Consider the following 26,873-nt stretch of genomic DNA (forward strand, 5'->3'; position numbering starts at 1 on the left):
ACTGGCAGGGTGAGAGCCCTGCCATTTATTCATAGGTTAATTGGCTATTTCAGTTAATCTATGAATAAATAAAATAAATCGCATACTTAGTGGTAGTTCATGGCACAGTCTTCTCAGCATTCATCTAAGCAACGTATTGTCATTGTTGGCGGCGGAACCGCTGGCTGGTTGTCTGCGGCTATTATTGCAGCCAAACACAACAGTGGCCCTGGTGAATGTGGGCTCGATATTACTTTAATAGAATCTAGTGACATTCCAACCGTTGGTGTGGGTGAAGGCACTTGGCCTACCATGCGCAATACACTAAAAGATATTGGTTTATCGGAAAAAGAAGTGTTTAGGCGCTGCTCTGCGGCATTTAAGCAAGGTGGAAAATTCGTTAACTGGGTAAAACCCCAAGGTGACGCTTACTACCACCCTTTCACCGTACCGTTAGGTTATGGCCGAGTTGAAATGGCGCCATACCTTGATGATATCGCCAACTTTGCCAATGCGACTAATTTCCAGCAGCATGTGTGCGAACAAAATATGGCACCGCGCACGTTAAGCGAAGCGGAATACAGTAGCGCGCAATCAAATTATGCCTATCATTTAGATGCCGGTGCATTTGCCGACTTACTTAAAGCGTTTTGCAAAGACAAGCTAGGGGTAAGCCATAAAGTCGCTACCGTCGACAATGTTAAAAAAGCTCACGGCAGTGACAATATTGAATCAATTCAATTAAATGATGGCTCACAATACCATGCAGACTTGTTTGTGGATTGTTCTGGTTTTCGCTCATTGCTACTTGGTGATGCATTAAATGAACCTCTTATTTCCACTAATGATGTGCTATTCAATAATTCTGCTATTGCCTTACATGTGCCTTACGATGGCGATTATGAGATAAAGCCTTACACCCAAGCGACCGCACAAGAAGCGGGATGGATTTGGGACATTGGCTTATCTTCAAGACGCGGTGTTGGACATGTTTTTTCTACAGACTTCACGTCTGACGATCAAGCAGAGTCTATTCTTCGCAACTACGTGGGCGACACTGACGCTAAGTTAAAGGCGAAAGTTATCCGATTCGAATCGGGTTATAGAAAGCAAATCTGGAAAGGAAACTGTGTTGGCGTAGGCCTTTCTGCGGGTTTTGTAGAGCCCCTTGAAGCCACCGCGTTAATGTTAATCGAAATATCAGCACGTTATATTGCTGAGCAAATGCCGCTTCCCCAAGCTGCTATGCCTATTGTAAGCCAACGATTTAATAAGCAAATGCAGTATCGCTGGCAACGTATTATCGATTTTCTAAAACTGCATTATATTTTCAACCAGCGAAGCGAACCTTATTGGGTAGCGAATAGAGACCCATCTTCCATTCCTGAATCGCTAAAAGAAGATCTTGAAATATGGAAATATAGAGGCCCTCAGATAGCCGACTTTTCCGCGGCTATCGAGCTTTTTCCTGCTGCAAGTTATCAGTATGTACTTTACGGCATGGGTTTTTCTCCCGACTTTAGTTTGCAGTCTCACTTCTATCAAGATCAAGCGCTTGCAGATAAAGTAATGAATCAAAATAAGCTCATTACTCAACAAAAATTAAGTAGCCTTCCTAACCATCGCGATTACATTTCGCAATGGTTAGAAGGGTAATGGAACGATAAAAGCATGACGAACTTTGAAACTGTATCACCAGAAAAGCATAACCAAATCCGTATCGATGAAAGCAAGCTTATTAGCCAGTTTTCAACATCACATTTGGTCAATATCGAAATAGGCGAAGCGATACAAGCTGCGGGCGAATATCCTTTGTTTTTCAGTAAAGTATCGAATGCTAATCAATGGGCACTATCTGCTCTTTGTGGTTTAGCGCCGGGTGAAAATGTGTTTGAAATTAAGCAATCTTGGCAGGCACTTTACACACCACTTAGTTTGAAGACGCTACCTTTTACGCTTCAATTTGAAACGGCTGAGCAAGAGCCTACGGTATTAATTGATACCCACTCACCTGCTGTTTCTTACAGTGAGGGCGAGGCACTTTATTTATCCACCAATCGACCGACTGCGTATTTTGACAACAAGAAAAAATTACTTAAAGAGCGCGTGTCAGCCATGTCGCAAACGGCAAGTATTCTTAATGAAATAGCGGAATTAGGCCTGATTCAACCTGTCGATTTGGTCATTGAGTTTTCTGATAACACACAACAGCGGGTTGGCGGTTTAGCCACTCTTAACGAACACCGTATTCAAGCTCTCACCGCTGAAGAGCTAAATACGTTAAATCAAAAAAATGTCCTTTCTGTCGTTTTCAATATTCTTGGTTCTATCTTTCAAGTAAACAGGTTAATTCGATTCCATAACACGAAATTCCCTGACCGCTCTGTAAGCAATATTAAATTCGAAACCAGCAAGTCATAACCCTTAGCGAGGAGCTTATAAATGTTTTCCAGCACTATCCAAGTGTCTGTTTTTGTATTCGTGACTGCCCTAATCGGTTTTTTAACCTATTTAAGTTGTCGCGGTCAAAATCGTAGTTCGCAAAACCAAAACCGAGAATACTTTCTTGCTGGTGGTGGCCTTGCATGGTACTTCGTAGCCGGAAGTATCACGCTTACTAACCTAAGTACCGATCAATTAGTGGGTATGAACGGAAACCAAATGGCGCTTCTTGCGTTATGGGAGTTTTCCGCTGTGGTAGGTTTATTTGTTTTAGCTAAGGTATTCTTGCCGGTTTACTACAAATTCAAATGCACCACGACCACTGAGCTGCTAGAACAGCGCTATCACGATAAACACATTCGAGCGGTAATTAGTGCATTGTTCTTTTTAGGTAGTGCACTAATTTTCTGCCCTGCGGTTATCTACTCCGGCTCATTGTTTATGCAGTCTATGTTCGGTGTAGATTTACCTCTTATGTACATTGCAGTGACTTTTGTAGTTGTAGGTGCGCTATACGCTATCTTCGGAGGTCTTAGAGCCGTTGCGGTTTCAGATACGTACTCAGGCGTATTACTGCTTACTATGGCTGTGTTAGTGGTTATATTGGCACTTCAAGCTATCGATTATAACTTCGATGGTATTCCAGTAGAGCGACTAACACTGATTGGCGACAACGACTCACCAATTCCATGGCATACACTACTCACCGGTATGATCTTCATTCAGATGTTTTATTGGGGAACCAACCAGGTTATTACTCAGCGTGCTATGGCTGCGCCATCATTGAAAGAAGCACAAAAGGGTGTATTTGCCGCAGCAGGCATTCGCTTACTAATCGTGCCAGCAATCATCGTGATCCCTGGCATAGTATCTTACAAACTGTTTGGCGATATTGGTGATAGTGCTTACGGAAAAATTGTAGCCACTGTATTACCAGATTGGTTGTCGGGTGTATTCGCAGCTGCGATGGCTGCCGCAGTACTGACTACATTCAATAGTAACTTGAACTCAGCCACTGCCTTGTATGTGTGTGATATTCACGAAAGCTACGTTAACAAGACACCAAATGTTCCAAAACTCAGTGGTTACGTTACGGTACTGCTTTGTTTAGTGTCGTTAGCGCTTATCCCTGTTTACCAGCAAGCCGATAGCATTATTAACCTTATTCAACAGCTTTACGGATTGTTAAGCATGCCTATCTTATCGGTATTTATTGTGGGCTTGTTGTTTAGAAATGTTCATGCGAATGCGGCGATTGGTTCGGTACTCTTTGGTGTCGCCTTGTACTCGGCAATGTCTTTTGAGTTCTCTCCTATGTATGCACCTTTTGGGCTGCACTACATTCACTTAATGTTTGTCACTCTGATTGCCTGTGTATCATTTGCACTAATATCTAATAAGGTCATCTTCAATCAGAAAGCTGAATTTAGTTTGGCTTTGTACAAAGAAGAAAAAGCTCAGTAACACTAAACAGGGAAGGTGTTGTGCAAACACCTTCCCTGGTTTTCATACAAAATAATAACAATACGGCAAGGCTATTCTTGGTCTGATTTCTCATTGCCTCAAAACCGCGTTATCATTGATAGTAAAACGTTTACCCTATCTAATAGAATTGACTTAAGCTGCACTACTTTGTGTGCTATAAATTGCTAACAAACTAAGTGCTATCTACACTGTTTACAACTTTATAACTGTGAGGTTTTCATGTCGTCATTATCGGCCTTCGCTCGCTTATCCAATGAAAAAACGACTTTAATTTTTGACTGCCAAGGGCGCATGCCTACTTTGATTTACTATGGCCAGCAGTTGAACAATGCAACGACGCAAGAGATGCTTGCGCTGCTTAACACCCGCCAAGAAGCCAAATGTGCGCCGGTTATCGAGCCTCCTATTTCTTTAGTGCCAACCCACGGTGAAGGGGTGACGGGCTCACCTGGCCTTGAAATTTCAGGGGATGCAGATCAGTGGTCGGCAGGTTTTACCTTGTCGGATATTCAGCAAACCGATACCAGCGTAACGTTTACAGCGGTCGATACTGACAGAAAAATGCAGTTGGTTACTGAGGTAGTGCTAGATGCTGAAACGACAGTGGCCACATTTACCTCAAGTATCGAAAACCAAGGCGAAAGCACGTTACAGTTAAATTACTTAAATGCGGCGAGCCTTGCCTTGCCAACGACCATGAGCAAAATTAAAAGCTTTGAAGGTAGATGGTCGAATGAATTTCAAACTGCCGATCATGATTTGTTTTTCGGTAGTTATGTGCGTGAAAATCGCCGCGGCAAAACATCACACGATACTTTTCCCGGTTTAATTGCGTTTGCTAATGGAACCGGTGAGCTTGTGGGCGAGTGTTTCGGCTTTCATTTAGGTGCCTCAGCTAACCATAAATTCCGCGCAGAAATGATGGCCGATGGCAGAAGCTACGTTCAATTTGGCGAGCTATTGTTTCCAGGTGAAGTGACGCTTAAATCTGGTGAAAGTTATACATCACCCGTGCTTTACGCAGGGTTTGGCGATGCTGGCTTTTCATCCCTTTCACAGCAGTTCCATAACTTTATTCGAAGCAATGTGTTAACCCACAGCGCTGACATCACCAGTGCAAACAACAAGCCTCGCCCTGTTCATTACAACACGTGGGAAGGTATTTATTTCGACCACGATGAAGCCACACTCAAAGCGCTTGCCGATAAAGTAGCACCGCTAGGCATAGAGCGTTTTGTACTAGATGACGGCTGGTTTAAAGGCCGTAGAAACGACAAAGCGGGCTTAGGTGACTGGACTGTTGATAAAGCCATTTACCCAGAAGGGCTAGATGGGCTTATTGACCACGTTACCGATAAAGGCATGGAATTCGGAATATGGTTTGAACCAGAAATGGTTAACCCAGATAGCGACTTGTACCGCGCACATCCTGAGTGGGCACTGCACACCAAGAATAACCCTCATGTTCCGTTTCGAAATCAGTACGTTCTTGATTTAACGAACCCTGAAGTGGTTGAATACCTATATAAAGTCATCACCGACGTACTAAGCACCTACCCTAAAATCAGCTATATTAAGTGGGACATGAACCGCGATGTGAATCATCCAGGAAACCTTAAAGGTAAACCTGCAATGCATGGCCAAATGGCGGCTTTATATACCCTAATTGACCGTGTTAAAGCAGCACATCCGGGTATTGAAATTGAAAGCTGTTGTTCTGGCGGAGGCCGTGTGGACTTGGGTATTTTACCTCACACCGATCGTTTTTGGACGTCTGATTCTAACGATGCATTAGACCGCTTGTACATTCAGCGTGGTTTCTCATACTTCTTCCCTTCTGAAGTGATGGGTGCACACGTAGGGCCTCGTGATTGCCATATTACAGGGCGTAACTTACCTATCGAGATTCGTTCAGCAGTATCGATGTTTGGCCACATGGGTATTGAGATGGACCCTCGTGAGCTCACTGAGCACGAACAAGAGACCCTAAAATCAGCGATTTCGCTATACAAAAAATACCGCCATATTACCCACGGCGGCGATTTATTCCGTATGGATGACGATGGCCTTAACGTGAAATTCGGCTATGTATCGAAAGATAAAGCGGAAGGTATATTTGCTTACAACAGCGTAAAAGAAACTGGCCGTACCATGCCTTCTCGTTTCTATTTTGCAGGGCTTGATGCTGATAAATCATACACCCTTGAACGCGTATGGCCGGGTACCTTAAAAGAGTACTCACCGTCGATTTTGCAACAAACCGATGGGCAAGTATTTAGCGGTGAAGCGTTAATGAAGTACGGTATGCAAATGCCGGTATTATTCCCGCAAACTGCGCTTATCTATACCGTTAAAGCGGTGTAGTGTAGTAAAAAACACATTACATAAAGCTTAAAAAAGCGAACCACTAGGTTCGCTTTTTTATTTGTTTTTTGAGGCTTTTCATTATTTTTGCCAAACGTTTATCACCGTCTTTTGTCACTTTCGCAAGGGTGGTAGAAGCCATTGATACATCATCAGCATTTAGAAACAGCTCGGCTAAACGTAAGTTAGCCCAGTTCTTACTTGGCAACTGATGGGTATCAATATCTGTCGCCTCTAATTCAGCCAAGTAATAGTTGAGCGCGTTGATACCCGACTCGGTATATTGACTGGTTTCTACCGCAACCCACCCTATACGATAGGTGCCATAAAGCTGACTAAATTTGCGGTCTGAATAGGTATCCCACGCTTGTGCATCAGATTTTTGGGCTTTAGCTACACTAGCGCTTAATAAAGGGGTTAGCGCGGCTATCGCGTCATCGTATTCTTCACCATCTATATGCAATCGACCAAGTTCCAAACGTGCACGAACTTCGAACTCAGGCTGTTCGCTAAGCCCGTTTAACATCGCCTTTGCTTCAGTAGCTTTATCGTCAGCTGCATATACTGTTGCAGTTGCAAACTTGCCTTCAAGTGCATCCATTTGCGTAATTTTATCGGCAAGTATTTTAGCTTCATCTATATCGCCACCAGCGATAGACGGCGCCACTATGTAAAATTGCATTAGCGCCTGATAAACCTCAATTTCATCTGGTGCCACTTCAATCGCTTTTTGTAGGCTCGCTTTGGCTTTTTTGGCATAACCTAGGGCGGAAAAGACACTATCCATTGCTTGCGCCCCCATCACGTTAGCCTGCATGTGGTAGGCGCGGTAATTGTCTTTATGATCGTTAACAAATTTAGCCGCCATATCCTCAGCATCATCTAAATCTGTATTCATTAACGCCGAAATTAACACGTTATATTGCTTCGGAGTTTTCGACGGTATGGGTTCAAGTACGTTCACTATCGTTTCGTAATCCTGCGCTTGAAACATAGCGTCTAATGCATCGTCAGAAGGTAATGCGTTAGCATTAGCAAATGAAACAAAGAATGATAAACACAGCAGCACAGCTACATGTGCAGCCTTTAACGCGGTAACAGCACATGGAAAAAAACGGTAGAGAGCAGTTAAGTTTTTTTGATTTCGCTGGGGGAACATTCCTTTGCCTCAAATGAATAAGCGTGAAGTAGTAAACTAGCATGCTTAAAATGACTTCTCTAATTGAATAAGTAACAAAGCATGTCTTTCTAAATGAACTGTTCGCTTATGGGAAAAATACAAAGCAAAACCAAAAAAGGCCTAACATGGTTAGGCCTACACGCTATTTTTTCGTTATTGAAGATAGTAAGGTTTGCGCCTATATCTTAGGTTTAGATTTAGGCTAAGGTTTACCATCCATTTTTAAGCCTAACGCATAGCGATTGTCGAAGCCTTTCCAAACTTCTGGCACTTTGCCGTCTACAGCAACTTGCCCACTATCGCCTTCAACATCTAAATAAGCACAAAAGTCAGCTTTTCCTTTCACATGGCATTCCATCATAGCCAATGCAAAGTGTTCGTTAATGTCATTCATGGTTTCTGAACGCCATGCTGGCTCTAAGTAGTGGCCAATATCGAACTCGTGGCCAAATGCCTCTTTAGGGGCGGGATGGGGAGCAATATTGTGTCTGGCATTTTTGTACGTAAGCAGTTTACTGTTTTCGTTACCCGTATTTTCAAATAACCACTGTATACCTTGGTAACCAGATATATCATCATGATCGCCGGCTACGTATAGCATTGGAACTTTAATATTACTGAGTGCATCTTCTGAAAACACTTTGTGTTGACCGCCCCACGGCGCTAACGCCATAGCCGCTTTCCAGCGTGTGTCTACGCTTTTAGCGTCGGCGTTGCCACCAGCACAGGTGTTAAGTGCATTTTGTAACGCACTGATAATTTTCGGATCGGTTACGCCAGTAAAACTAGCGGTAGCTTCAGCGCCAAATTCATAACATCCGCCAACGGTATTCACCGCACCAAAACCACCCATGGAATAGCCAATAAGCCCAGCGTTTTTTGTATCGGCAACACCGCTGAACAGCGCATGCTCACTCACCGCTTGAAGTGTTAACACTTGATCTCGTGAGCGATTTAATAAGGTACTAGGGAAACCTGCAAAAGGGGCATTAGCGAAATCTACATCTTCGTTTGTAGAGTCAGTATGGTCTATCCCTGCCACAATATAACCATGAGACGCTAGGTGCTCACCAAGGTAGTACATTATTGTGCGATAACCCGTATAGCCGTGTGATAACACAACGATAGGGTAACTGTCTTGCGTTTTTGCCACACTGGCATCGCGAATAGCATCAGCTTGAATGCTAAATTCGTTACCACTGCGGGTTTGGTTTTCATACGTTGTTGACGCGCCGCTATCCATAGTGGGATACCAAACTTCCAGTTTCAACGCACGGTCAACAACCTGCCCTTGTAAGGTAACTACCGGCTTAGGATAGTTAACGGTTAAGGTTCTAACACCCACTTGGTAGGCGCCTTTTTCACTTAGCTCGGGCGTAATATCACTAGGATAGTCTTGATAAAGCGTCTGCGCTGAATATGCCGGTGTGGCTGCTAATAATGCTGCGGTACATAACAGGGATAACGTTTTCATAATTTGCTAATTTTTTGTTAATTATTGTGCATAGCCTATATTACCTCTATGACCTTATTACACAAGGCATAGCCCATTGATTAAATGAATTGTCATCAATAAGACTGGTAAATTTAAACGGCAATTTTGAGAACAAGAAATGTAAACGTATAACCTAAAGGCTATTTTTGTACTCTGAATACAGCAAAGCACACGATAAGAATGAGTGCGAGGGTAGCGCAAGAAGTTACCAGTGAAACAGTTACCCCTTGGACTAACAAGGTTCCAGCAACTAAAGCCCCTATTGCGCCTGCTCCCACCTTAGCTGCGGCAACCCACATGTACGTTTGCGCCGCGCTGTGCGCTGGGGCAAACTCAGTTCGTGCCGCTAGGCTGGAAGTAAAGAATATGGCATTGGCTACACCACACAACCAGTAGCCCGCCGCACCAAGAACGAAAGAAGGACTTAGGGTTGTGGCCAGTAACGCCACCAACAAAAAGCTTCCTGAACGCTTTAACAATATTAAGGGCTCTTTCGAGAGTGGCCTAAAGATGAGAAATAGCGCACCACTTAAATTTCCTACCCCGTATGCTGTGACCAGATAAGCGCCATGATGCTCTACATGCTGCCAATGTTCGCTAAGATAAACCGCCAATACGGGCAAGGCTGCAATACTGAATGCCGCACCCGATGTCATCACTAACGTACGTACCAATGCGCTCGAGTCTTTAAACGCATAAAATACGCTTTTAAACCCTATATCTAATGAGGCATCACTTTTCTGCAGTACATGCTTTTTAGGGAACGTTAAAATGAGCATACCAGCTAACATAGGTGTCAACACCAGTACACTGACAGCCACCTTCGTCGAGAACAGCGCCGACAAGGAGGCAATAATCAACGGCCCCAATGTGTGCCCTACCCCATAGGTAATAGTATCCCAGCTTTGCGCCTTTCTAAGGGATGTATTGCTTGCGCTAACTAAACTTGGCAACTGGGTGCCTAATCCCCCCATAATAAACGAACTGCAAACACCACTTAACAACAATGAAAACGCCAACAACCAAGCCAAATGCTTCTCAAAACTGAATATAGCCAAAAGAAAAAAGCCGGTGTAACTCAGCGCCGCCGCGCTAATAAGATACTTAGGCTGCGAAACCCCATCTAACCAACGCCCGTATACTGGCCCTAACAAGTGGGGCAGCGTTAAACACGCCGCCAAAATGCCTGCCGCTTTGCCATCAAGCTCAAGGTTTCTAGCAAGCAATACGATGGCAACAATAGCACCACCTGTTGCGGTGCGCGCGATAATGGCAGCCACAACATATTTGAGTAATGGTGAAAAATGGTCCTTGTTCAACGGTGGGCTACTCTTTGGCTCTGTGCGTTAGCATTAGCGACAGATTTAAACTGGGTCACGTATTACTTAATCCAGTGATAGTTGCGTTAAAATCGCTTCGAGTTTCTGTTTATCTTCGTCCTGAAGCGGCTGTAACGGATGTGGTAAGCAGTTTGCTTCTGTGTAACCCAATATTGCCGCCGCGGTGGCTATTACGCGCATACCGCCTTTATTGCGGGCGAATAAGTCCCACAACGGCGTTAAGCGTTCAGATTGCGCGATTGCTGCTTCTGGTGACCTTGATTGACTTAGTGCAATCATGGTTTTCACCGTATTAGGGAATAGGCCTCCGAGCACAGATAGCCATAAATCGCATCCCGCATGCATCCCCAAGGCACCAAATTTATCACCACTTACCCCAATGGCGACATGCTCTGGCACTATATTTCGCAGGCTTGAAAGTCGTGTTTTCCCTACCTCATTTCCATTACCATCCGTATCGGCAAAAGGCATCCCTGGAATTTTAATCGCGCCTACGTTGGGAAGCTGGGTAACTTGGCGATATAGCTCGTCGCTGAAACTAAACTGGGTCACTCCAGGGTTCTCGTAAATACATAAGGGAATTGAGATTTCAGCGGTAACCTTCTCGTACAGGGCAAATACTTCAGCTTCGCGTAGAGGGTGATAAGAAACCGGTGCTAACAGCAGCGCTTTCGCACCCGCTTGTTGCGCGGCTTCTGCGTTTTTCAATACATCATAGGTACGCAGTGAGCCAATGCCTACCATTACCGGCGTGTCGCCAGCTATTTCTACTGACGTTGTTGATACCTTAACTAGCTCATCCCTTGATAAATAGGGATACAAACCTGTAGACCCCATTGCACAAATCGACTCAACATTGGCCTGCTTTAGGTTACTAATTAACTTTTCAAAAGCGTGAAAATCAATTTTTTCACGGTGAAAGGGCGTAAGAGGAAAAGCACACAATCCGGTGAACATGGAGGCTCCTAATGCGAAGGGCAAGCGATGTATTTAAGCGATTAACGTTACTATACATCAATCATACACTTGTCATTCGCCCACATACATGTCGTTACCTTCTAAACTAGAACAACATTTTATGCTTTTGAAAAGCTGATCATAGATTTTTCATTACGGTATCTGCCCATAACGCGCCGTCTTGTTGGCAACGGCCATAAAGGCAAATATCTTGGTTTGATAAGCGCTCGAAGGTTTGGCTATCAAATCGTTCTATGCCAACCACATTAATAAGCAAGGAACCTAGCGCATTGTCATGTGTTAGTAACGCTTGTTTTAAATGGGCTTCTAGTTTCAAACTGCCGACTAATGTCTCCATGTTCACTTTAAAAATGGCATCTACACCAGATAACAACCCCACTAAAAAGCATTCTAGCGGATGAAGTGTACCGTCCTCATGCTGCCGACTTAAAGCAATCAGTTCAAGGGTTTTTGCCCGTGCTAACAAGGACCGGAATAATTCAGTTGGGCTAGTAGAAACAGACATTAGCGACATAACAATTGCCCACTGCTTAACAACATCTAGCCCTAAGATAACAACGGCTTCCCGTACACTGTTTACATCTCGAACCAGTTGATAAAGCGGGCAGTTAATTAACAGCAAAATTTTAGTAGTCAGCACAGGATCTAATGAAATGATTTCTGCGACCTTATCAACCTCTATGTCGTTTTTACTGAATTCAGACACTAGCTGCAGACTACTGTTTTGTTTTTCGCTTATTTCTTTTCCACCAATAATGGTAGGGTTTTCAAGGAAGTCGCCTTGAAATAGGTCAAACCCTAGCGCTTTACAATTTTCGTATACCGTTTGGCTTTCTACTTTTTCTGCCAGTATTAAGCACTTCGACTTCTTTAAAATTGGTAGGCTTTTACTAAGTTGAGACTGGGTCACGTTAAGCACATCAACTTTTATTACTTTGAGGTATTTAAAAAAAGAAGCTTTAGATGGGTCTAATGCATATTCGCTTAGCGCAAAATCAAAGCCTTTGCGTCGCAATTGCTGAATACGTTTCAGATTTGATTCCGTAGGCTCTACCGAAGCCAATATCTCCAAAATGATGTTTGGTTTTACCGCATAAATATCGTCAGTTTCACTCAAGAACGTTTGATCGACGTTGATAAAAATAGGTACATCTAAATGCCGTTCACTTTCAGTAATGCTTTCACAAACACTGGCTAATCGCTTTGTGGTCATAAACTTTTTTGATGGGCACACATTTACGCTTGAGGAGGCATCTTCCGCCCCTTCATCTAAGCATAAGAACTCACAAGCATAGATTTCGTGGTTTTCGTTAAATACAAGCTGCCTTGCAGTTAACACATCCTTCACCATAGGCTACTCCATAAGATTACTAGGCAGCGGCTGAAAATCGGCCACTAAGTAAAATGCATCAACAATGACCGTGTGCAAAATGCATTGGGAAGCAATAATTGCCATTCTCTAGACCACGCTGATCTTCGCAATTATCGCTATTGTCATCTACATTAAAATTGTCGCGGTTTTTACTGGCTTTATTACAAAGCGAGAACAAAATTAATTAGAAAATCCTTATATAATAAATATTTAAGAAAAGCTTTTATCAAAACTGTTTGGCGCTTCTTCAATAATAGACCACCTTTTCATGACTATAAAAGATATTGAAATTAATAGAGACCTGAAAAAAACTCAAAGTCTCATAAATCTGTTTTATCACCCCGTGCTTGTGGTCAATAACGACTTGGACATTCTGGCTTCAAATAATAAATTGAATGAGAGTGAGGCGCTGTCTTCCAATTTGCCAATTATTATAGATGCCATAGTACCTTTGCTAAACGGCGAGCAAGAACTGGCTTTTTGCGTGATAGAAGGCGAAGAAAAACTGTGCACGGCCATGCCTATGGAACATGGGAGGACGCTAGTTAAAGTTGCTCGCTCTAAGCCATCTGCGCTGGCAAAACGATACTATAACTTGGTTACCGCCATCGATAAGATACCCGATGCAGCAATAATTTGTAGCGACGGAAAAATTGACTTGGTTAATGAGCAATTTCAAAACATATTCCCTTTTTGCGGGAATAAAAGTTTAAACGGTGTGCCATTAGATTCCATTCTTAACGATTTTAGTGACTATTTCGCACAAGGGGATAGCCATCTACAGGCTGTTACCTATCGTTTTTTACGACGGAAATTTAATAGTAAACAAGAGATGTCTTTGTCGTTCACCGCCCCCGATGGACAATTCTATGAGTATCGCGACAATCTCACTTTCACAGGGGGGCGTGTCGGTCTTATTATCAATGAATCGCAAATTAAAGGGCTAAACGAGCAACTTGAAAGTTCTTTCAATGAGGCAACCGCCCTTAGTAATGCAAAAAGCAATTTTATGGCAGCAATGAGTCATGAGGTACGCACCCCATTGAACGGCATTATTGGACTACTCGATTTATGTGAACATCAAGACGAACTGAAAGGGAATGAGCTGTTAAGAAGAGTGTCTAAAAGCTCTAAGTCTTTGTTAAGCCTCATCAATGATGTTTTAGATTTCACTAAGTTTGATGCCAATATGGTTCAGCTCTCACCGTCAGACGTTAATTTGAGAGTACTGTGTGAAGAACTAATTAACACCTTCTATGGACAAGCAAAGCAACAAAATGTGGAGCTTACATTGTTTGTCGACCCCGTCATATCTCAAATTGTTAGTGTAGATGAACTTCGCCTCACCCAAGTACTCACAAACCTTATTAGCAATGGTTTGAAGTTTAATCAAAAGCTAAACGCAACACTTCGCCTTGAAGTATTGCAAGATGATTTAACCAACTACATTCACTTCAACGTTATTGATAATGGGATTGGTATAGAGAGTACTAAAGTACATACGATTTTTGATCGCTTCACCCAAGCTCATGATGATATTCACAAAACGTTTGGTGGCACCGGGCTTGGTTTAAGCATCTGTCAAAAGATAGTACAGTTGATGGGTGGCGGTATCTATGTAGACAGTGAGCTAGGCAAAGGCTCTACCTTTGTAGTGCAACTACCACTAGAAGCTTGTTCTGCATCGGAGATTGAGTTAGCCCCAGCCAATTTAGGCAGTTTTACTTTTGAGACTAACAGCGCAGTCTTTTTTAACGATTTGAAGCGTTACGCTGAGCGGTTCCATTTTAGCGCCCGCTTCATAGATTCGTTGCCGGGCAACGCATTACTAAACCATTTCTATTTATTAGATGCATCTAGTAGCAGTGAAGCTGGGCTGATTAAAACTGAACAGGCATTGCAGGATAGCAGGTCTACTATGCTAACAAGCCAAACCGCGTTGCTTGTAGATAACGTTAATATGCATGCCCACACTCACTCAACGGTTAAGCAGATTCATCTCGTTCCGCTTAAGTTAGCCGAATTATTCAACTTAGCAGCACCACAATCCGCTGCTTCGTCGACAACCTCTGCCAACACGTCGCCTAAAAATATTTCTGACCGATTACGTATATTAGTAGTAGAAGACAACCCAGATAATATTTATGTGCTTAAGAAACAATTTAGTGCGTTGAACATTAAAGCGAGCTTTGCAATGTCAGCGGAAGAAGCCATTATTTTCTTTGAACAACAGCCATTCAATGTGGTGATTAGCGATTACCAAATGCCCGTCATTACTGGCGGAGAACTGATAGGTATTTTGCGAGGTTTAGAAGAAAGTGAACAGCGACCCAAGGCTACCATGCTAATCCTAACCGCAGATAACTCTAAGCAGTGCCAAGCACACTGTAACGAAGTGGGTGTCGACCGAATTTTAATGAAGCCGCTAACCTTGCAAACCTTAGCAGAACTAATTAGCCGTCTTAATAACGAGCAGCCCACTCCGAGTTCCTCTATAGAAACAACACCAGTTGAACCTGAACCGGAAGCTCACTTCTTTGAAGACGACTTTTTTGATGACAGTAGCGAGGTAAATAGTAAGATTGATCCCACCCGTGTTTTTGATATTTCAGCATTAACCGAAATCGTTGGCGATATTAGCCCGCAAGAGGAATACGACTATCTATGCGGATTTGAAAAGAACCTGCACAAAGATTTCCCTCACATGTGTGACTTGGTCGATGTCGAAGACTGGCAAGCCCTCTCGAAGCTTGCTCACAAATTGAAAAGTAGCGCCAGAATTGTTGGCGCGTATCATCTAAGTCAAAAATGCGAAGCCGTGGAGCTCGCAGGAAGACAAGATCCAGTAGACCAACTAATTTTGTTGGATTGGGAAGAAATGAAACTCGCTATCGAAGCGCTCATAGCCCATTTAAGGAAATATTTGGAACATCATGACTCAATCAAGTGAAGCACAAATTGTACTCTACATTACAGAGCCACAAAGTGACGAAATCGTTCTTGAGGTTATTAAGAAACATTTTGAAGACTATGTTACGTGCGATTCTTTAAGAGATTTATGCAAGTTATTGATTGATACAAAACCTAAAGTGCTTTTATTAACAGGCGACTCATTAGAGAAAAGCCTGTTTACTTATTACCGCACACTGGAAGCACTGAAATCATACCACCTATGCAACCACAAGATAGTTAGTTTAATACCTCGTCAGTTTGAAAGAGAAGCTTATGAAGCCCATGCGGCGGGGATTATCGATGATTACATGATTGCCCGGCCGGTTTATGAACTACATCGCATTATATTAATTTGCGAACATTTATTTACCGAATTAGGGGTGCATGTTCAAGATAAAGAGATGCTGGCTCAACAAACCTACTTTAGCAAAATCGACCATTTTGATGACAAAATAAAGCAGGCTTTAAAACAAGGCCTAGATTATAAAAATCAATTACAGTCAGAGTTTGAAAGCTCTATTGTAGAAATTGAGAACGCATTAGAACGAGCAGTAACACGGGTAGAAATGGAGCAGTCCGTAGACCTTGATATTGCCAAGTTACAAGAGACCCTATCTAAAATAAAGTCAGACCAAATTCGTCCAGAGTTAATTAAACTACAAGCAAGGGCAATTAGCTTATTAGAAAAAACCCTCGATTTAAAAACCGCAGAATTAACGCCAAATACTAACGCTGAAAAAGCAACGACAGGTGCGAGCACTGAAACTAGCGCAGACGAAAAAGACAAAGGCTATGTCTTTAACCGACTATACAACCAAGATATCGACCCTGAAAAAGTACTAGAAAAAAAGAACGGTGTGCCATCTATCCTTGTGGTTGAGGATGACATTATTAGTCTTCAATTAACTAAGCGATTGATTGATAAATATAAGATGCATTGTGATGCCGTAACCACAGGCAGGCAAGCCTTCGCTTCTTTAACCGCCAAAAAGTACGACCTTGTGCTAATGGATGTGAATTTACCAGACACTAACGGCATATACATTGTAGGCCAAGCGGCCTCACAGCAAAGCCTAAATGCTGATACACCTATCATCATGCTATCAGGAGATAAGCATAAAGCTACGGTGACTAAAGCGATGCAAAAAGGGGCTAAGGGTTACATTATTAAGCCCCTACAAAAAAGTTCGTTTGATAGGTTGATTGAAAAATATATCCCTAAAGCTTAAACAAACACTTAGGTAGTTATTCACGGTTTTTAATAAAAAGAGGCTGTATAGGGGAACCCTGACGGGAGCCCCCTTACATTAGAATAGGCTAGTCAGAGTAGGCCTGGCCCTGCTACTTTTTTGCTGCCTTAATTTTATTCTTCGCTACTGCGAATTCGAAAAACGTTCTTATATCAAGATCGTAAATACGCTGCCAGTAAGTGTCTGCAAGTTCAGCGTTGTCATTTTCAATGTGGTTTAGCGCTGAAATGAATAGGGCTTCAGACTGTTCGCAGCGATCACTTGCCAGTGCCATCAATTGCATTTCATCAATACTGCCTTTGGCAAAGCTAAGCATTCCTTTTTGCCAATCGTCCAGTTCGAGGTGCTCAGACGCAAAGTTCAATAACTCACGATATCCTTGGCTATTACCCTGTATTTTATAGCCATAAGCACCATAAAGTGCCCCGTAGATTCTAGCCTCATCAACTTGACTATAACGACTCGCAAGAGTGCCTACCTTATCCCAGTTGCCTGCGACAATATTTGCGTAAATTTGGGTAAGTAAAACCTCTGCTTTGCTATCTGCATCAGTTATCTCATAGTCGATGACTTTATCGATTTTGGTATCCCATAAATACATTTCATTTAAGTAACTTTGGTAACTAGGATCTAACTTTGCCGCTTTTTGTGCGGTATACACGGCCAGTGTGGTTTTATTGCTAAGACGAAATAAATCGGCGAGCAAATTAAACTGAAATGGATCATTAGGAAACGACTGCGTCAGAAGTCGGCTTTCGGTAATGATATCGTCTAATGGCTTGTAAGTGCCGGTATCACACATATTCTTAAGTGCGTATTCAGTTTGATAAAGCACCCAGTCCGACTTTAAATCTGGGTAGCTGTCATCTCGCTTGCGTGCTGCCTCTACAATGTAAAGCGCTAATTCAACCTGATCCTGATTGTAATAATAATAAGCTAACTCTAAAGCTCCATTCATAAAAAATGGATTATCACGAACCGTTTGTTTCAACGCCGCTAGCATTTTTTCGTCTTGGGGTTGCTCAAGTAAGTAAGAGACATACACCGGCGGTGCAATATCTAACGTACTCAAAAACGGGTGCTGATTATAAAAACCTTGCCACTTTTGTTCGTCGTATTCTTGCTCTACAAATGCTAATTGCAAATTCAACCGGTAATAGTGAAAAGCAAAATACCGATCGTTAGGCGCTTGTTTTATGCCTTGTTGCAAATTGCTTTGCAGCTTATTCAATAAGCCATAATCCGGCTCTCGCTCAAACGCCTTTAGCTGGTACTCAACTAAATTGCGCAATGCCTGCGAATCGTTGGGATAACTCTTAACCTGCTGCTCTAAACCAACAAGTTCAGGCGAGGCATTTACATTTTGGGTTGACGTAGACTCACAGCCGCTCAGTAATATCACACCAGCAAGTAGTACAATTCGGTAAAACATCATCTAATAATCCTTTATGTACTAATACTGATAGCCAAGCGATTCAGCACGCTCGAACGCCGCTTCAGACAGCGCGTCTTTGCCATTGAAACCATGCACAATACCCAGTAAAAACTGCACTTCCCCATTATCTTTATTGCCATTAGCAAGTTCGGTAACATATTTCAACGCCTCGTCAAAGCGCCCACTATCAAGTAAGGCTCGCGAGTGCGCTATTTGCTCTTCTATCGATAACGCTTCGTGGCTTTGCGGTGATGTTGCCATCACCTTGTCATAAACGAACATACTCTCGCTGCCTTTTTGAAAGGCATCAATAGCATTAAAAAAGGCCGCATATTCTTCAACCGGTATGGTTTGCGCATACAGTACAAACTTTGAAGTACTTGTTACCTCGTTGTCACTAGGCTGCGCAGTATGTGTAATTTCAAAAAATGGGTTTTGATAATTGCTGGCAGGCCCATTTTGCACGAGCTCTGCATCTGACCAAGGGGCAGGATAAGTAATAGAAAGTTCTACCGTGATAGGTATTTGTATATAAAGGTCTTGGGCGCGTTCAGATACAGGTTCCATGATAGAAAAACCGGTAAAGACTTTTAAAATTTGCGCATAGTTCATGCTGTAATGAAAACGAGAAATGTCTTCGGTAATAGAAAGCAAATCTACAAACTTCCCTTCTATTTCAAAAGGTGTGGCAGAGTCTGCAGGATCAGTTGCCGTAAACGACGTTACTCGATTATCGTGAACAAATGGCGACAGAAGTTGCTCTACTACAGCACGCTTTTCTGGCGAAAATTGATAATAATTGCGAAGATTCGTTTCCACTTGACCGTCAAAACTCATCTTTACTGATGCGCTTAATGCAGAATCATTCAGTGAATAATCAACCGCCACTTTTGCTACATTCTCTTCAGGGTTAACATGGGGAACTTCCACGAGCTGACCCGCGTTGCCAGTTATCACAAATGTACGCTTGCCCCCAAGCATGGCGCTTAATCCTGGGAAAGTGCCCGTTTGACCACTAGTATCTAGCCAATAACTACCTTCGTCCGTGGTCACGTAGGTGATCATATGGTTAAAGTTAAGTGCTGGTAAATCATCAAATACAACACTTCCGTTGTAAGTATTCACTAACGCTGGCGATGCTTTAATACCGGCTATGTTGAGCAGAGCAACAATAAGAGTGGTTTGGTCTTTACAATCGCCGTAGGCGTTCTGCAGCACTTCTTGTGCAGTATGAGGTTGGTAGCCTCCACGGTTAACATGCGCACCTATATAACGAACATTTTTTTGCATGTAATCAAACACCGCTTTTACTTTATCGGTCTGGGTATCTTGGCCACTGAACAGTTCATTCGCTAACGCGGTAACATTATCTGCTGGCATCAGGCTTGGCTTGAATAAGTCCCAGTACCAATCATCTACGGTTTTCCAATTGTTCATGGTAGAGGCGTAAACGAGGGGCAAGGTTTCATCGATTGGCGGCATGCCAGACTCAATTTCAATACCTTTTAACTTATCCATTTTCCACACGTATTGCATTGTGCTTCCACTTTTCGTTACAAGCGGAGATAAATCAGTGTTGCGATTTTCGATATATAAATCGATGGTATTGGGAATAGTGAGTGTTGTTAACGAGGTCAGAATAGGATCGATTCGCACCCAGTTTTTCTGCGGTAAAAACTTTACGTGGTTAAAGCGAATGCCGGTGAACCATTCACCATCGATAATCGCTTTCGTCTGCTTCTCGTTAATTTGGTACTCGATGATATTACCGACTTTTAACTGAGGCACAGCGAACTCAATTCGCTTCATATCATCGAGGTAATCGTCGTTATTCGCTGCCACCTCAGAGATAGCATCGTCTTGCATATTGAAAATTTGACCATCAGCAGCAATTACCCGAGCAAAATCGATACTACTAGTATGGTAATAAGCATTGAACGAGTTAACTAATTTTGAATAGTCAGATACCGCTTCTTCGCTTGCAATATAGATAGCACGGTAATATTTGGTAGACTCTAAGCGTTGCTCGTCTACCGTAATTTCGGTTTTGCGACTGAGTATTACTGCCCCGCTCTCTGCATATTCTATAGCGTCTGTTTTAAGTGCTAATAAGGTCTCGGCGTCGGGACCAATACTAGTCGATTCTGCACTTGCGTTAGTTATCACTAAGAAACTCAAAAAGATAACGAACACTCGGATATATACTGCCATCCCATTCTTCCTTGTTGATACAAATTCCAACCAAACGCGTGCGTTCAACTGTTCATTTTTTAAGTTATGCTGCCGTATCTTCCTTTATTTGTCGATAAGAGATTTCTTATATCAATAAAAGAGCCTTTAAATTTTTCTGCTGTACTTTTCGCTTTATATCGAACTAATTGGCAACAATTATTCTTCTCATAAAAACTAAAAAAGCCGCTTAATAGCGGCTTTCTAAATTGTTTTTCAACATTTTTGTCTTTGTCTAGAACGGAATATCATCATCAAAGTCAAAGTCTGGCTCAGCCATTGGAGGCTGCTTAGGCTGTGACTGACCACCGCCTTGATTAGGCGCTTGCTGTTGATAACCGCCTTGATTTTGACCACCTTGGTTTTGGCCGCCTTGCTGCTGATACCCGCCTTGGTTTTGACCACCTTGTTGCTGGTATCCACCTTGCTGGTTATTCTGAGGACGTTGATAGCCGCCCCCCGCATTACCACCGCCACCTTCACCACCGCGACCACCAAGCATTTGCATTTGGTCTACAATGATTTCTGTGGTGTAACGGTCTTGGCCTGACTGATCTTGCCACTTACGCGTTTGCAATTTACCTTCAACGTAAATTTGAGAACCCTTTTTCAGGTATTCCCCGGCAATTTCTGCTAAGCGACGGTACATAGTAAGGCGGTGCCACTCAGTGCGTTCCTGCATTTGGCCTTGCGGATCTTTCCAGCTTTCGCTGGTAGCCAAGCTTAGGTTCGCAACGGCGTTACCGTTAGGCATGTATCGTACTTCAGGATCATTACCTAGATTTCCCACAAGTATGACCTTGTTAACGCCTTTCGTTGCCATTGGTGTCTCCTGTAACGTATTTAGTGCCTTGCTGCTCTATCACTTTGTGACAACAACAAGTGCGAAAGTTTCATCGATATTAGCCGATTAGTATATCTTATTTTGAACAGGAGAAATTAAGTTTTTTCTCTCCCGTGTGCTTTCAAATTTGAACGCTATCAAAATATTCATAGCTTGTCGGCTGAACTTTCGCATGGTTTTATTGGGCGCTTGATAGATTAAGCGCACAAACCATTACCCGTTACTTTCTACCTCCAGTGGCTTTTTACCGCCAGCAGCAGTCTTTACCACCAAGCGCCGTAGAAGGCGATAAGCAAACACACTACGGCGAAGGCTGCGATGTTAAACCCTTTGGTGGTAGCGAATTCGACCTCATCTAAATCTACCGCGTTTTCATGTACACCTTTTTTCTCGGCAAGCGACACGATGATTGCCACAGAAACACAAAGTAAGAACACGATACCAACACGGTCAATAAACGGCAGTTCAGGCCAGAATTGACGGAATACAATACTAAGTACAAACGAACCTAGTGCCGCACACAGTCCACCGGTTGCGGTGGTCTTCTTCCAGAACATACCCAATACAAACAAGGCGCAAATACCTGGCGTAAAGAAGCCTGTAAATTCTTGGATATATTGAAAGGCTTGGTCGAAATTACCTAATAATGGTTTTGCGGTAATCATGGCAATAATAAGCGATACAAAGCTAACAATACGGCCTACTTTTACATAGTGATGTTGGCTTTCATTTGGGCGTTTGTCTTTATATAAGTCCATAGTAAATATGGTCGATACACTGTTGGTCATCGAAGCTAACGACGACACTATTGCGGCTACTAACGCGGCAAAAATCACCCCTTTCAACCCTACTGGCATCATGCTCATTAGTGATGGGTAGGCTTGATCAGGCTTTGAAAGCTCCGGCACTAATAGCACTGCCGCAATGCCTGGTAACACCACAATTAGTGGCATTAACAGTTTTAGGAATGCCGCAAACGCTATCCCTTTTTGGGCTTCTTGTAGGCTTTTCGCCGCCAATGTGCGCTGAATAATGTATTGGTTAAAGCCCCAGTACGACAGGTTCATTATCCACATACCACCAATGAGTACGGAAATGCCCGGCAAGTCCATATAATGCGGATTATCTTTCGATAAAATCATATCGAATTTTTCAGGTAGCTGGTTACTTAGGTCAATAAAACCTTGAATAGGGCCATTACCATCACTGATTAAATTAAGCGCGGTGTAAGATAAAAACAGGCCGCCGAATATCAACAGTACAACTTGAATAATGTCGGTTAGTGCCACGGCTTTTAGCCCGCCGTATAACGAATAAGCCAGCGAGAAAGCACCTAGGAATATCATGCCGTAAATCATGTCCACACCAGCAATGGTGTTAATGGCCAAGGCGCCTAACCACAATACCGCGGTTAAGTTTACAAATACGTAAACCCCTAACCAAAATACCGCCATGACTTTACGTACACGATGGTCGTAACGCTGCTCTAAGAACTGCGGCATGGTATATATTTTGTGCTTTAAGAAAATGGGTAAAAAGTATTTTCCTACAATAATAAGTGTGATGGCTGCCATCCACTCATAAGAGGCAATAGCTAATCCCAACTGGTAGCCAGAGCCTGACATACCAATAATTTGCTCTGCCGATATATTTGCCGCAATCAGCGAGGCCCCTATTGCCCACCATGGCAAGCTAGAGCCTGCTAAGAAGTAGTCGTTCGTATCTTTTTCGTGCCCCTGCTTTTCCCTTGATACCCACCATGCGATGCCGATAAGCGTCACCACATAGATCACAAACACTGTGATATCTAACGATGCTAATTTCATAGTTTTTCCCAACGATTATTTTAGTTTTGCGGTGCGAATTTTCTCGATGCAGGGTCGATGAAGGCTATTGGTATTATTATTATTATTAAAGTCCACACCATGACTTTCTTTATGACTTCGCCAAAAAGCGCATCATTAATATCACATTTCATTAACTTAGATGAACAAGAAATATAAATTTGAGGCAAAAAAGCGTTGTCTTGAAATTCAAAACAACGCGAGGGGCACAAGTAATCGTTAACGGGAGTCTTGTGTATTACATGAAAAAATTAAGCAAAGGCACCTTGAGTGGCTGCGCATACATAAATATCGGCTTTGTAGCCAGTCTCATCGAAGTACTTGTCGGTCACCACTTGCTTTACCGCATCTACTGAGTCGGTTGGAACTAACGCCACAACGCAGCCACCAAAACCGCCACCAGTCATGCGAACGCCACCAGTTTTACCTAATACTTCACCAATAATTTCTACAAGGTAGTCAATTGGCGGTACGGTAATTTCAAAGTCGTCGCGCATAGAAACATGAGATTCTGCCATCGCCTCACTCACGGTGGTGATATCACCTACCTTCAATGCTTCGCTGGCACTTAATGTACGAGCATTTTCAGTAATAATATGACGGGCACGTCGATAAACCACTTCAGGCATATGAGGCTTAGCGGTTTCCAGCATTTCAATAGTCGCTTCACGTAACGAAGGAACGCTTAATAGCGACGCGCCTTGCTCACACTGTTCACGACGCAAATTGTATTCGCTGTCTACCAAGCCACGTTTTACATTTGAGTTAATGATCACAATTTGATGTGATGATGGCAGTGGAGAATGTTCAATCGCCAGTGATTGGCAATCAAGCAACATTGCACTTCCTTCGTGACCCATTGCCGATACCAACTGATCCATAATGCCGCACGAACAACCCACAAAGGTGTTTTCAGCTTTCTGACCAAGTAAGGCCGCTTGAACACCGTCTAGCGGCAACTCATATAGTGCACTAAGGGCTTTCAAAATAGCGATTTCAAAAGACGCTGATGAGCTTAAACCCGCGCCTTGTGGCACGTTGCCTGTAACAACAAGATTAGCACCAGCAAAATCAGGTAAGGCATCTTTAAGGACTTTAACCACGCCACGCACATAGTTCGCCCAGCCTTGGTTATCGTCATACTGAATATCAGCCAGTGAAAACTGGTTTTGCTGATTTTCATAATCAAGCGCAGACACTACTATGTCGTTGTCATCACGTTTTGATGCAGCAACCCACGTACCAAAGTTAATGGCGGCTGGAAACACAAACCCTTCGTTGTAGTCGGTATGCTCACCGATGAGGTTCACTCGACCTGGCGCGTGGGCAATAAGTGTAGGCTCTGCGTCGAAACAACGTGTAAATTCTGATGAAAGTAACTGGTTATCCATTGGTGTTCTCGCGTTTCTTATAATGCACTACAGGCAGTGCTTTTAATCGGTCTGCCGCTTGCTCGGGCGTAAGGTCGCGCTGAGCTTCAGCCATCATTTCGTAGCCAACCATAAATTTGCGTACACTTGCTGAGCGTAAAAGTGGTGGGAAGAAATGGGCGTGCACAGTCCATTCTGGGTGCGCTTCGTTATCAAATGGCGCACTATGCCAGCCCATCGAATAAGGGAATGACGTTTCAAATAAGTTGTCGTAACGGCTGGTGATATCACCAATAATTTGCGCCAGCGAGTACGCTTGCGCATCAGTTATTTTATCTAATGATTGTACGTTAAAGCGTGGAAGCAATAAGGTTTCAAAAGGCCAAGCAGCCCAGTATGGCACCACGACAACCCAATCATCGTTTTGGCAAACTACGCGCTCCTGCTTTTCTACTTCTTGTTCGGCGTAATCAAGCAGCATAGGGCGCTGGTTTTCTGCGTAGTATTGACCAAGTTGAACCAGCTTTTTCGCCGGATCTGAAGGTAAATGCTGCTGCGCCCAAACTTGACCATGTGGATGGGGGTTTGAACATCCCATTGCTGAGCCTTTGTTTTCAAACACTTGAACCCAAGTAAATTCTTTACCTAGCTCTTCGGTTTGTGCTTTCCAACAATTCACCACATCGGCACGTTCATCGTCGGTAAGTTCCGGCAACGTTTTGCTGTGATCAGGTGAAAAGCAAATAACACGGCTGCAACCTTGCTCTGTTTCAAACTGGAACAACCCACTCTTTTCACTGGCTTGTTGGGTATCTTTTTTCAATGCTGCAAAGTCATTTTCAAAAACGAAAGTGCCAGTGTAATTAGGGTTTACTTCACCGTTTACCCGAGTATTGCCTGGGCATAAATAGCAAGTGGGATCGTATGACGGCTTTTGCTCGTTCGAAGGCTCTTCAGATTGTCCTTGCCAAGGGCGCTTAGCGCGATGTGGCGACACTAAAACCCATTCACCTAGCAATGGGTTATAACGGCGATGTGGATCGTCAGTTGGGTCGAAGGGCTTTCCCATAATTTCTCTCACTATTTATTTGGCTTTCGTTGCAATATTGCCACGCCCCTGCACTTAATTTTTATAGTGAAAGCGTGTGAATAAACCAAAAAGGTTAAACGTTTACCCTCAATGATATATTAAGGGCTCACGATTATCAATTATCGAATAAAGATAATGCATTGTTAAATAAATTAACAATTCAAATGTACTATCTTTTCGTTTAATTCAGCGTAAATTGATACCGTATTTCAGCGGTAAAGGGTTTATCGGGGTAAATGATGCAATCAGGAAACTCTGGTTTATTCGGTGCATCAGGGAAGTGCTGGGGCTCTAAACATAATGCGCCAAGCTGACTGTCAGATTCTAAGCTACCCGTATAGAACTGAATACCCGGTAAGTCGGTGTATAAATCCATTTGCAGATTTGTATCTTCAGCAAACACTTGTGCCTGAGGCTTTCCAGCTGCCCCTTTATTTAATACGAAGTTATGATCGTATCCACCCACCAAATTATACAAATCATGTGATTTTGCGCTGTTTTCGATCACCCGGGTGAGTGCCCTAAAGTCGAAGGGCGTGCCGGCTACTTCTATAAGTTTGCCTGTTGGCAATAAGGTACTGTCTGCATCAGTAACCCGCTCTGCGTCAATTTTCACCAAGGTGTTTTCCACTGTCGCATCTTTACTCAATGTAAAATATGCGTGTTGGGTAAGGCTGAAAGGGGTCGCTTTGTCTGTGGTAGCATTCAGTGAAAGCGATAATGTATTAGCATCATCTAGGGTATAAACAGCCTCAACGGTTACGTTGCCAGGAAAACCTCCTTCGCCGTCAGGGCTAGATAAGCTTAAAGATAACGAAACACTGTCTGCATGCGTTTCTGCCTTAGCTTCCCACATCTTTTTATGAAAACCTGGAATGCCGCCGTGCAAGTTATGTTCCCCCCCATTTTTATCGAGGTGATACTCAGTACCTTCCAGGGTGAACTTCCCATGCCCAATGCGGTTAGCGAAACGCCCTACTATTGCATTTCTATAACTGGGATCGTCCACATAGCCATCTATAGTTGAATATGACTGCACGCAAGCATGAAGCTTACCTTGGTTATCTGGCACATTTAATTCGTGAATTATGCCGCCATAATTCAAAATTTTTGCCTGCATACCTTGTGAATTACTTAACGTGTAGAGGGTGACTTTATCACCATCAACGACACCAAAATCAGACGCTTCAACTTTCATAACAATGCATTAACCTTTTTTGCAAG

At 43.1% G+C, this 26,873-nt stretch carries 18 protein-coding genes; 6 read left to right on the forward strand and 12 right to left on the reverse strand.

Features of this window, described 5'->3' with window-relative positions; all coding sequences use genetic code 11:
* The first annotated feature begins 99 nt into the window (after positions 1–99).
* The 4 genes from J8L84_RS01285 (at position 100) to J8L84_RS01300 (ending at position 6,270) form a co-directional block, all read left to right on the forward strand.
* Positions 100–1,635, forward strand: a complete 1,536-nt coding sequence (locus J8L84_RS01285; protein WP_211069100.1) for a tryptophan halogenase family protein — start codon at positions 100–102, stop codon at positions 1,633–1,635.
* A 15-nt stretch (positions 1,636–1,650) separates the two neighbouring features.
* Positions 1,651–2,400: a SapC family protein gene (locus J8L84_RS01290; RefSeq protein WP_211069101.1), complete on the forward strand. Its 750-nt coding sequence runs from the start codon at positions 1,651–1,653 to the stop codon at positions 2,398–2,400.
* 21 nt (positions 2,401–2,421) lie between these two features.
* Positions 2,422–3,885: an SLC5 family protein gene (locus J8L84_RS01295; RefSeq protein ID WP_211069102.1), complete on the forward strand. Its 1,464-nt coding sequence runs from the start codon at positions 2,422–2,424 to the stop codon at positions 3,883–3,885.
* A 240-nt stretch (positions 3,886–4,125) separates the two neighbouring features.
* The gene (locus J8L84_RS01300; RefSeq protein ID WP_211069103.1) at positions 4,126–6,270 is read left to right on the forward strand and encodes an alpha-galactosidase; all 2,145 of its coding nucleotides are present in this window, start codon (positions 4,126–4,128) and stop codon (positions 6,268–6,270) included.
* A 43-nt stretch (positions 6,271–6,313) separates the two neighbouring features.
* Here J8L84_RS01300 and J8L84_RS01305 read toward each other — a convergent pair whose 3' ends face one another.
* The 5 genes from J8L84_RS01305 to J8L84_RS01325 form a co-directional block, all read right to left on the reverse strand.
* Positions 6,314–7,429, reverse strand: coding sequence for a hypothetical protein (locus tag J8L84_RS01305; protein ID WP_211069104.1), 1,116 nt, complete (start codon positions 7,427–7,429; stop codon positions 6,314–6,316).
* Between the two features lie 223 nt (positions 7,430–7,652).
* Positions 7,653–8,924 (reverse strand): acetylhydrolase, encoded by a 1,272-nt coding sequence (locus tag J8L84_RS01310; protein ID WP_211069105.1) that lies wholly within the window; start codon positions 8,922–8,924, stop codon positions 7,653–7,655.
* A 161-nt stretch (positions 8,925–9,085) separates the two neighbouring features.
* Positions 9,086–10,264 carry an MFS transporter gene (locus J8L84_RS01315; RefSeq protein ID WP_211069106.1) on the reverse strand — a complete coding sequence of 393 codons (1,179 nt, stop codon included), beginning with the start codon at positions 10,262–10,264 and terminating at the stop codon, positions 9,086–9,088.
* Between the two features lie 66 nt (positions 10,265–10,330).
* On the reverse strand, positions 10,331–11,242 hold the full coding sequence (locus tag J8L84_RS01320) for a dihydrodipicolinate synthase family protein (protein WP_211069107.1): 912 nt from the start codon (positions 11,240–11,242) through the stop codon (positions 10,331–10,333).
* 139 nt (positions 11,243–11,381) lie between these two features.
* Entirely contained in the window at positions 11,382–12,614 is a 1,233-nt protein-coding gene (locus tag J8L84_RS01325; RefSeq protein ID WP_211069108.1) for an HDOD domain-containing protein, read from the reverse strand.
* A 289-nt stretch (positions 12,615–12,903) separates the two neighbouring features.
* Between J8L84_RS01325 and J8L84_RS01330 the strand changes: the two genes are divergently transcribed.
* Both J8L84_RS01330 and J8L84_RS01335 read left to right on the forward strand, forming a co-directional pair.
* The gene (locus tag J8L84_RS01330) at positions 12,904–15,585 is read left to right on the forward strand and encodes an ATP-binding protein (RefSeq protein ID WP_211069109.1); all 2,682 of its coding nucleotides are present in this window, start codon (positions 12,904–12,906) and stop codon (positions 15,583–15,585) included.
* Entirely contained in the window at positions 15,569–16,816 is a 1,248-nt protein-coding gene (locus J8L84_RS01335; protein WP_211069110.1) for a response regulator, read from the forward strand. The genes J8L84_RS01330 and J8L84_RS01335 overlap by 17 nt, the downstream gene beginning before the upstream one ends.
* Before the next feature lie 112 nt (positions 16,817–16,928).
* Here the strand turns inward: J8L84_RS01335 and J8L84_RS01340 are convergent, their stop codons facing one another.
* The 7 genes from J8L84_RS01340 to J8L84_RS01370 all read right to left on the reverse strand — a co-directional run bounded on the left by J8L84_RS01340 (position 16,929) and on the right by J8L84_RS01370 (position 26,847).
* A complete protein-coding gene (locus J8L84_RS01340; RefSeq protein ID WP_211069111.1) occupies positions 16,929–18,272 on the reverse strand; it encodes a hypothetical protein in 1,344 nt (447 codons plus the stop codon).
* 18 nt (positions 18,273–18,290) lie between these two features.
* Complete coding sequence (locus tag J8L84_RS01345; protein WP_211069112.1) at positions 18,291–20,483, reverse strand: DUF3857 and transglutaminase domain-containing protein; 2,193 nt, start codon at positions 20,481–20,483, stop codon at positions 18,291–18,293.
* Between the two features lie 253 nt (positions 20,484–20,736).
* A complete protein-coding gene (locus J8L84_RS01350) occupies positions 20,737–21,324 on the reverse strand; it encodes a single-stranded DNA-binding protein (RefSeq protein WP_129735777.1) in 588 nt (195 codons plus the stop codon).
* 284 nt (positions 21,325–21,608) lie between these two features.
* A complete protein-coding gene (locus J8L84_RS01355; RefSeq protein WP_211069113.1) occupies positions 21,609–23,171 on the reverse strand; it encodes a sodium/sugar symporter in 1,563 nt (520 codons plus the stop codon).
* A gap of 269 nt (positions 23,172–23,440) precedes the next feature.
* Positions 23,441–24,580: a galactokinase gene (galK, locus tag J8L84_RS01360; protein ID WP_211069114.1), complete on the reverse strand. Its 1,140-nt coding sequence runs from the start codon at positions 24,578–24,580 to the stop codon at positions 23,441–23,443.
* A complete protein-coding gene (locus J8L84_RS01365; protein ID WP_211069115.1) occupies positions 24,573–25,628 on the reverse strand; it encodes a UDP-glucose--hexose-1-phosphate uridylyltransferase in 1,056 nt (351 codons plus the stop codon). The genes galK and J8L84_RS01365 overlap by 8 nt, the downstream gene beginning before the upstream one ends.
* 202 nt (positions 25,629–25,830) lie before the next feature.
* Entirely contained in the window at positions 25,831–26,847 is a 1,017-nt protein-coding gene (locus tag J8L84_RS01370) for an aldose epimerase family protein (RefSeq protein WP_211069116.1), read from the reverse strand.
* Positions 26,848–26,873 lie beyond the last annotated feature (26 nt).

The sequence above is a fragment of the Alteromonas sp. MMG017 genome (assembly GCF_018100795.1).
GTDB lineage: Bacteria > Pseudomonadota > Gammaproteobacteria > Enterobacterales > Alteromonadaceae > Alteromonas.

Bases quoted from the DNA above. Each gene is read 5' to 3' on its own strand.
- J8L84_RS01295 (WP_211069102.1), top strand. From the start codon at position 2,422: ATGTTTTCCAGCACTATCCAAGTGTCTGTTTTTGTATTCGTGACTGCC.
- J8L84_RS01305 (WP_211069104.1), bottom strand. From the start codon at position 7,429: ATGTTCCCCCAGCGAAATCAAAAAAACTTAACTGCTCTCTACCGTTTT.
- J8L84_RS01345 (WP_211069112.1), bottom strand. From the start codon at position 20,483: ATGGCAGTATATATCCGAGTGTTCGTTATCTTTTTGAGTTTCTTAGTG.
- J8L84_RS01335 (WP_211069110.1), top strand. From the start codon at position 15,569: ATGACTCAATCAAGTGAAGCACAAATTGTACTCTACATTACAGAGCCA.
- galK (WP_211069114.1), bottom strand. From the start codon at position 24,580: ATGGATAACCAGTTACTTTCATCAGAATTTACACGTTGTTTCGACGCA.
- J8L84_RS01310 (WP_211069105.1), bottom strand. From the start codon at position 8,924: ATGAAAACGTTATCCCTGTTATGTACCGCAGCATTATTAGCAGCCACA.
- J8L84_RS01365 (WP_211069115.1), bottom strand. From the start codon at position 25,628: ATGGGAAAGCCCTTCGACCCAACTGACGATCCACATCGCCGTTATAAC.
- J8L84_RS01285 (WP_211069100.1), top strand. From the start codon at position 100: ATGGCACAGTCTTCTCAGCATTCATCTAAGCAACGTATTGTCATTGTT.
- J8L84_RS01355 (WP_211069113.1), bottom strand. From the start codon at position 23,171: ATGAAATTAGCATCGTTAGATATCACAGTGTTTGTGATCTATGTGGTG.
- J8L84_RS01330 (WP_211069109.1), top strand. From the start codon at position 12,904: ATGACTATAAAAGATATTGAAATTAATAGAGACCTGAAAAAAACTCAA.
- J8L84_RS01340 (WP_211069111.1), bottom strand. From the start codon at position 18,272: ATGATGTTTTACCGAATTGTACTACTTGCTGGTGTGATATTACTGAGC.
- J8L84_RS01370 (WP_211069116.1), bottom strand. From the start codon at position 26,847: ATGAAAGTTGAAGCGTCTGATTTTGGTGTCGTTGATGGTGATAAAGTC.
- J8L84_RS01300 (WP_211069103.1), top strand. From the start codon at position 4,126: ATGTCGTCATTATCGGCCTTCGCTCGCTTATCCAATGAAAAAACGACT.
- J8L84_RS01320 (WP_211069107.1), bottom strand. From the start codon at position 11,242: ATGTTCACCGGATTGTGTGCTTTTCCTCTTACGCCCTTTCACCGTGAA.
- J8L84_RS01290 (WP_211069101.1), top strand. From the start codon at position 1,651: ATGACGAACTTTGAAACTGTATCACCAGAAAAGCATAACCAAATCCGT.
- J8L84_RS01350 (WP_129735777.1), bottom strand. From the start codon at position 21,324: ATGGCAACGAAAGGCGTTAACAAGGTCATACTTGTGGGAAATCTAGGT.
- J8L84_RS01325 (WP_211069108.1), bottom strand. From the start codon at position 12,614: ATGGTGAAGGATGTGTTAACTGCAAGGCAGCTTGTATTTAACGAAAAC.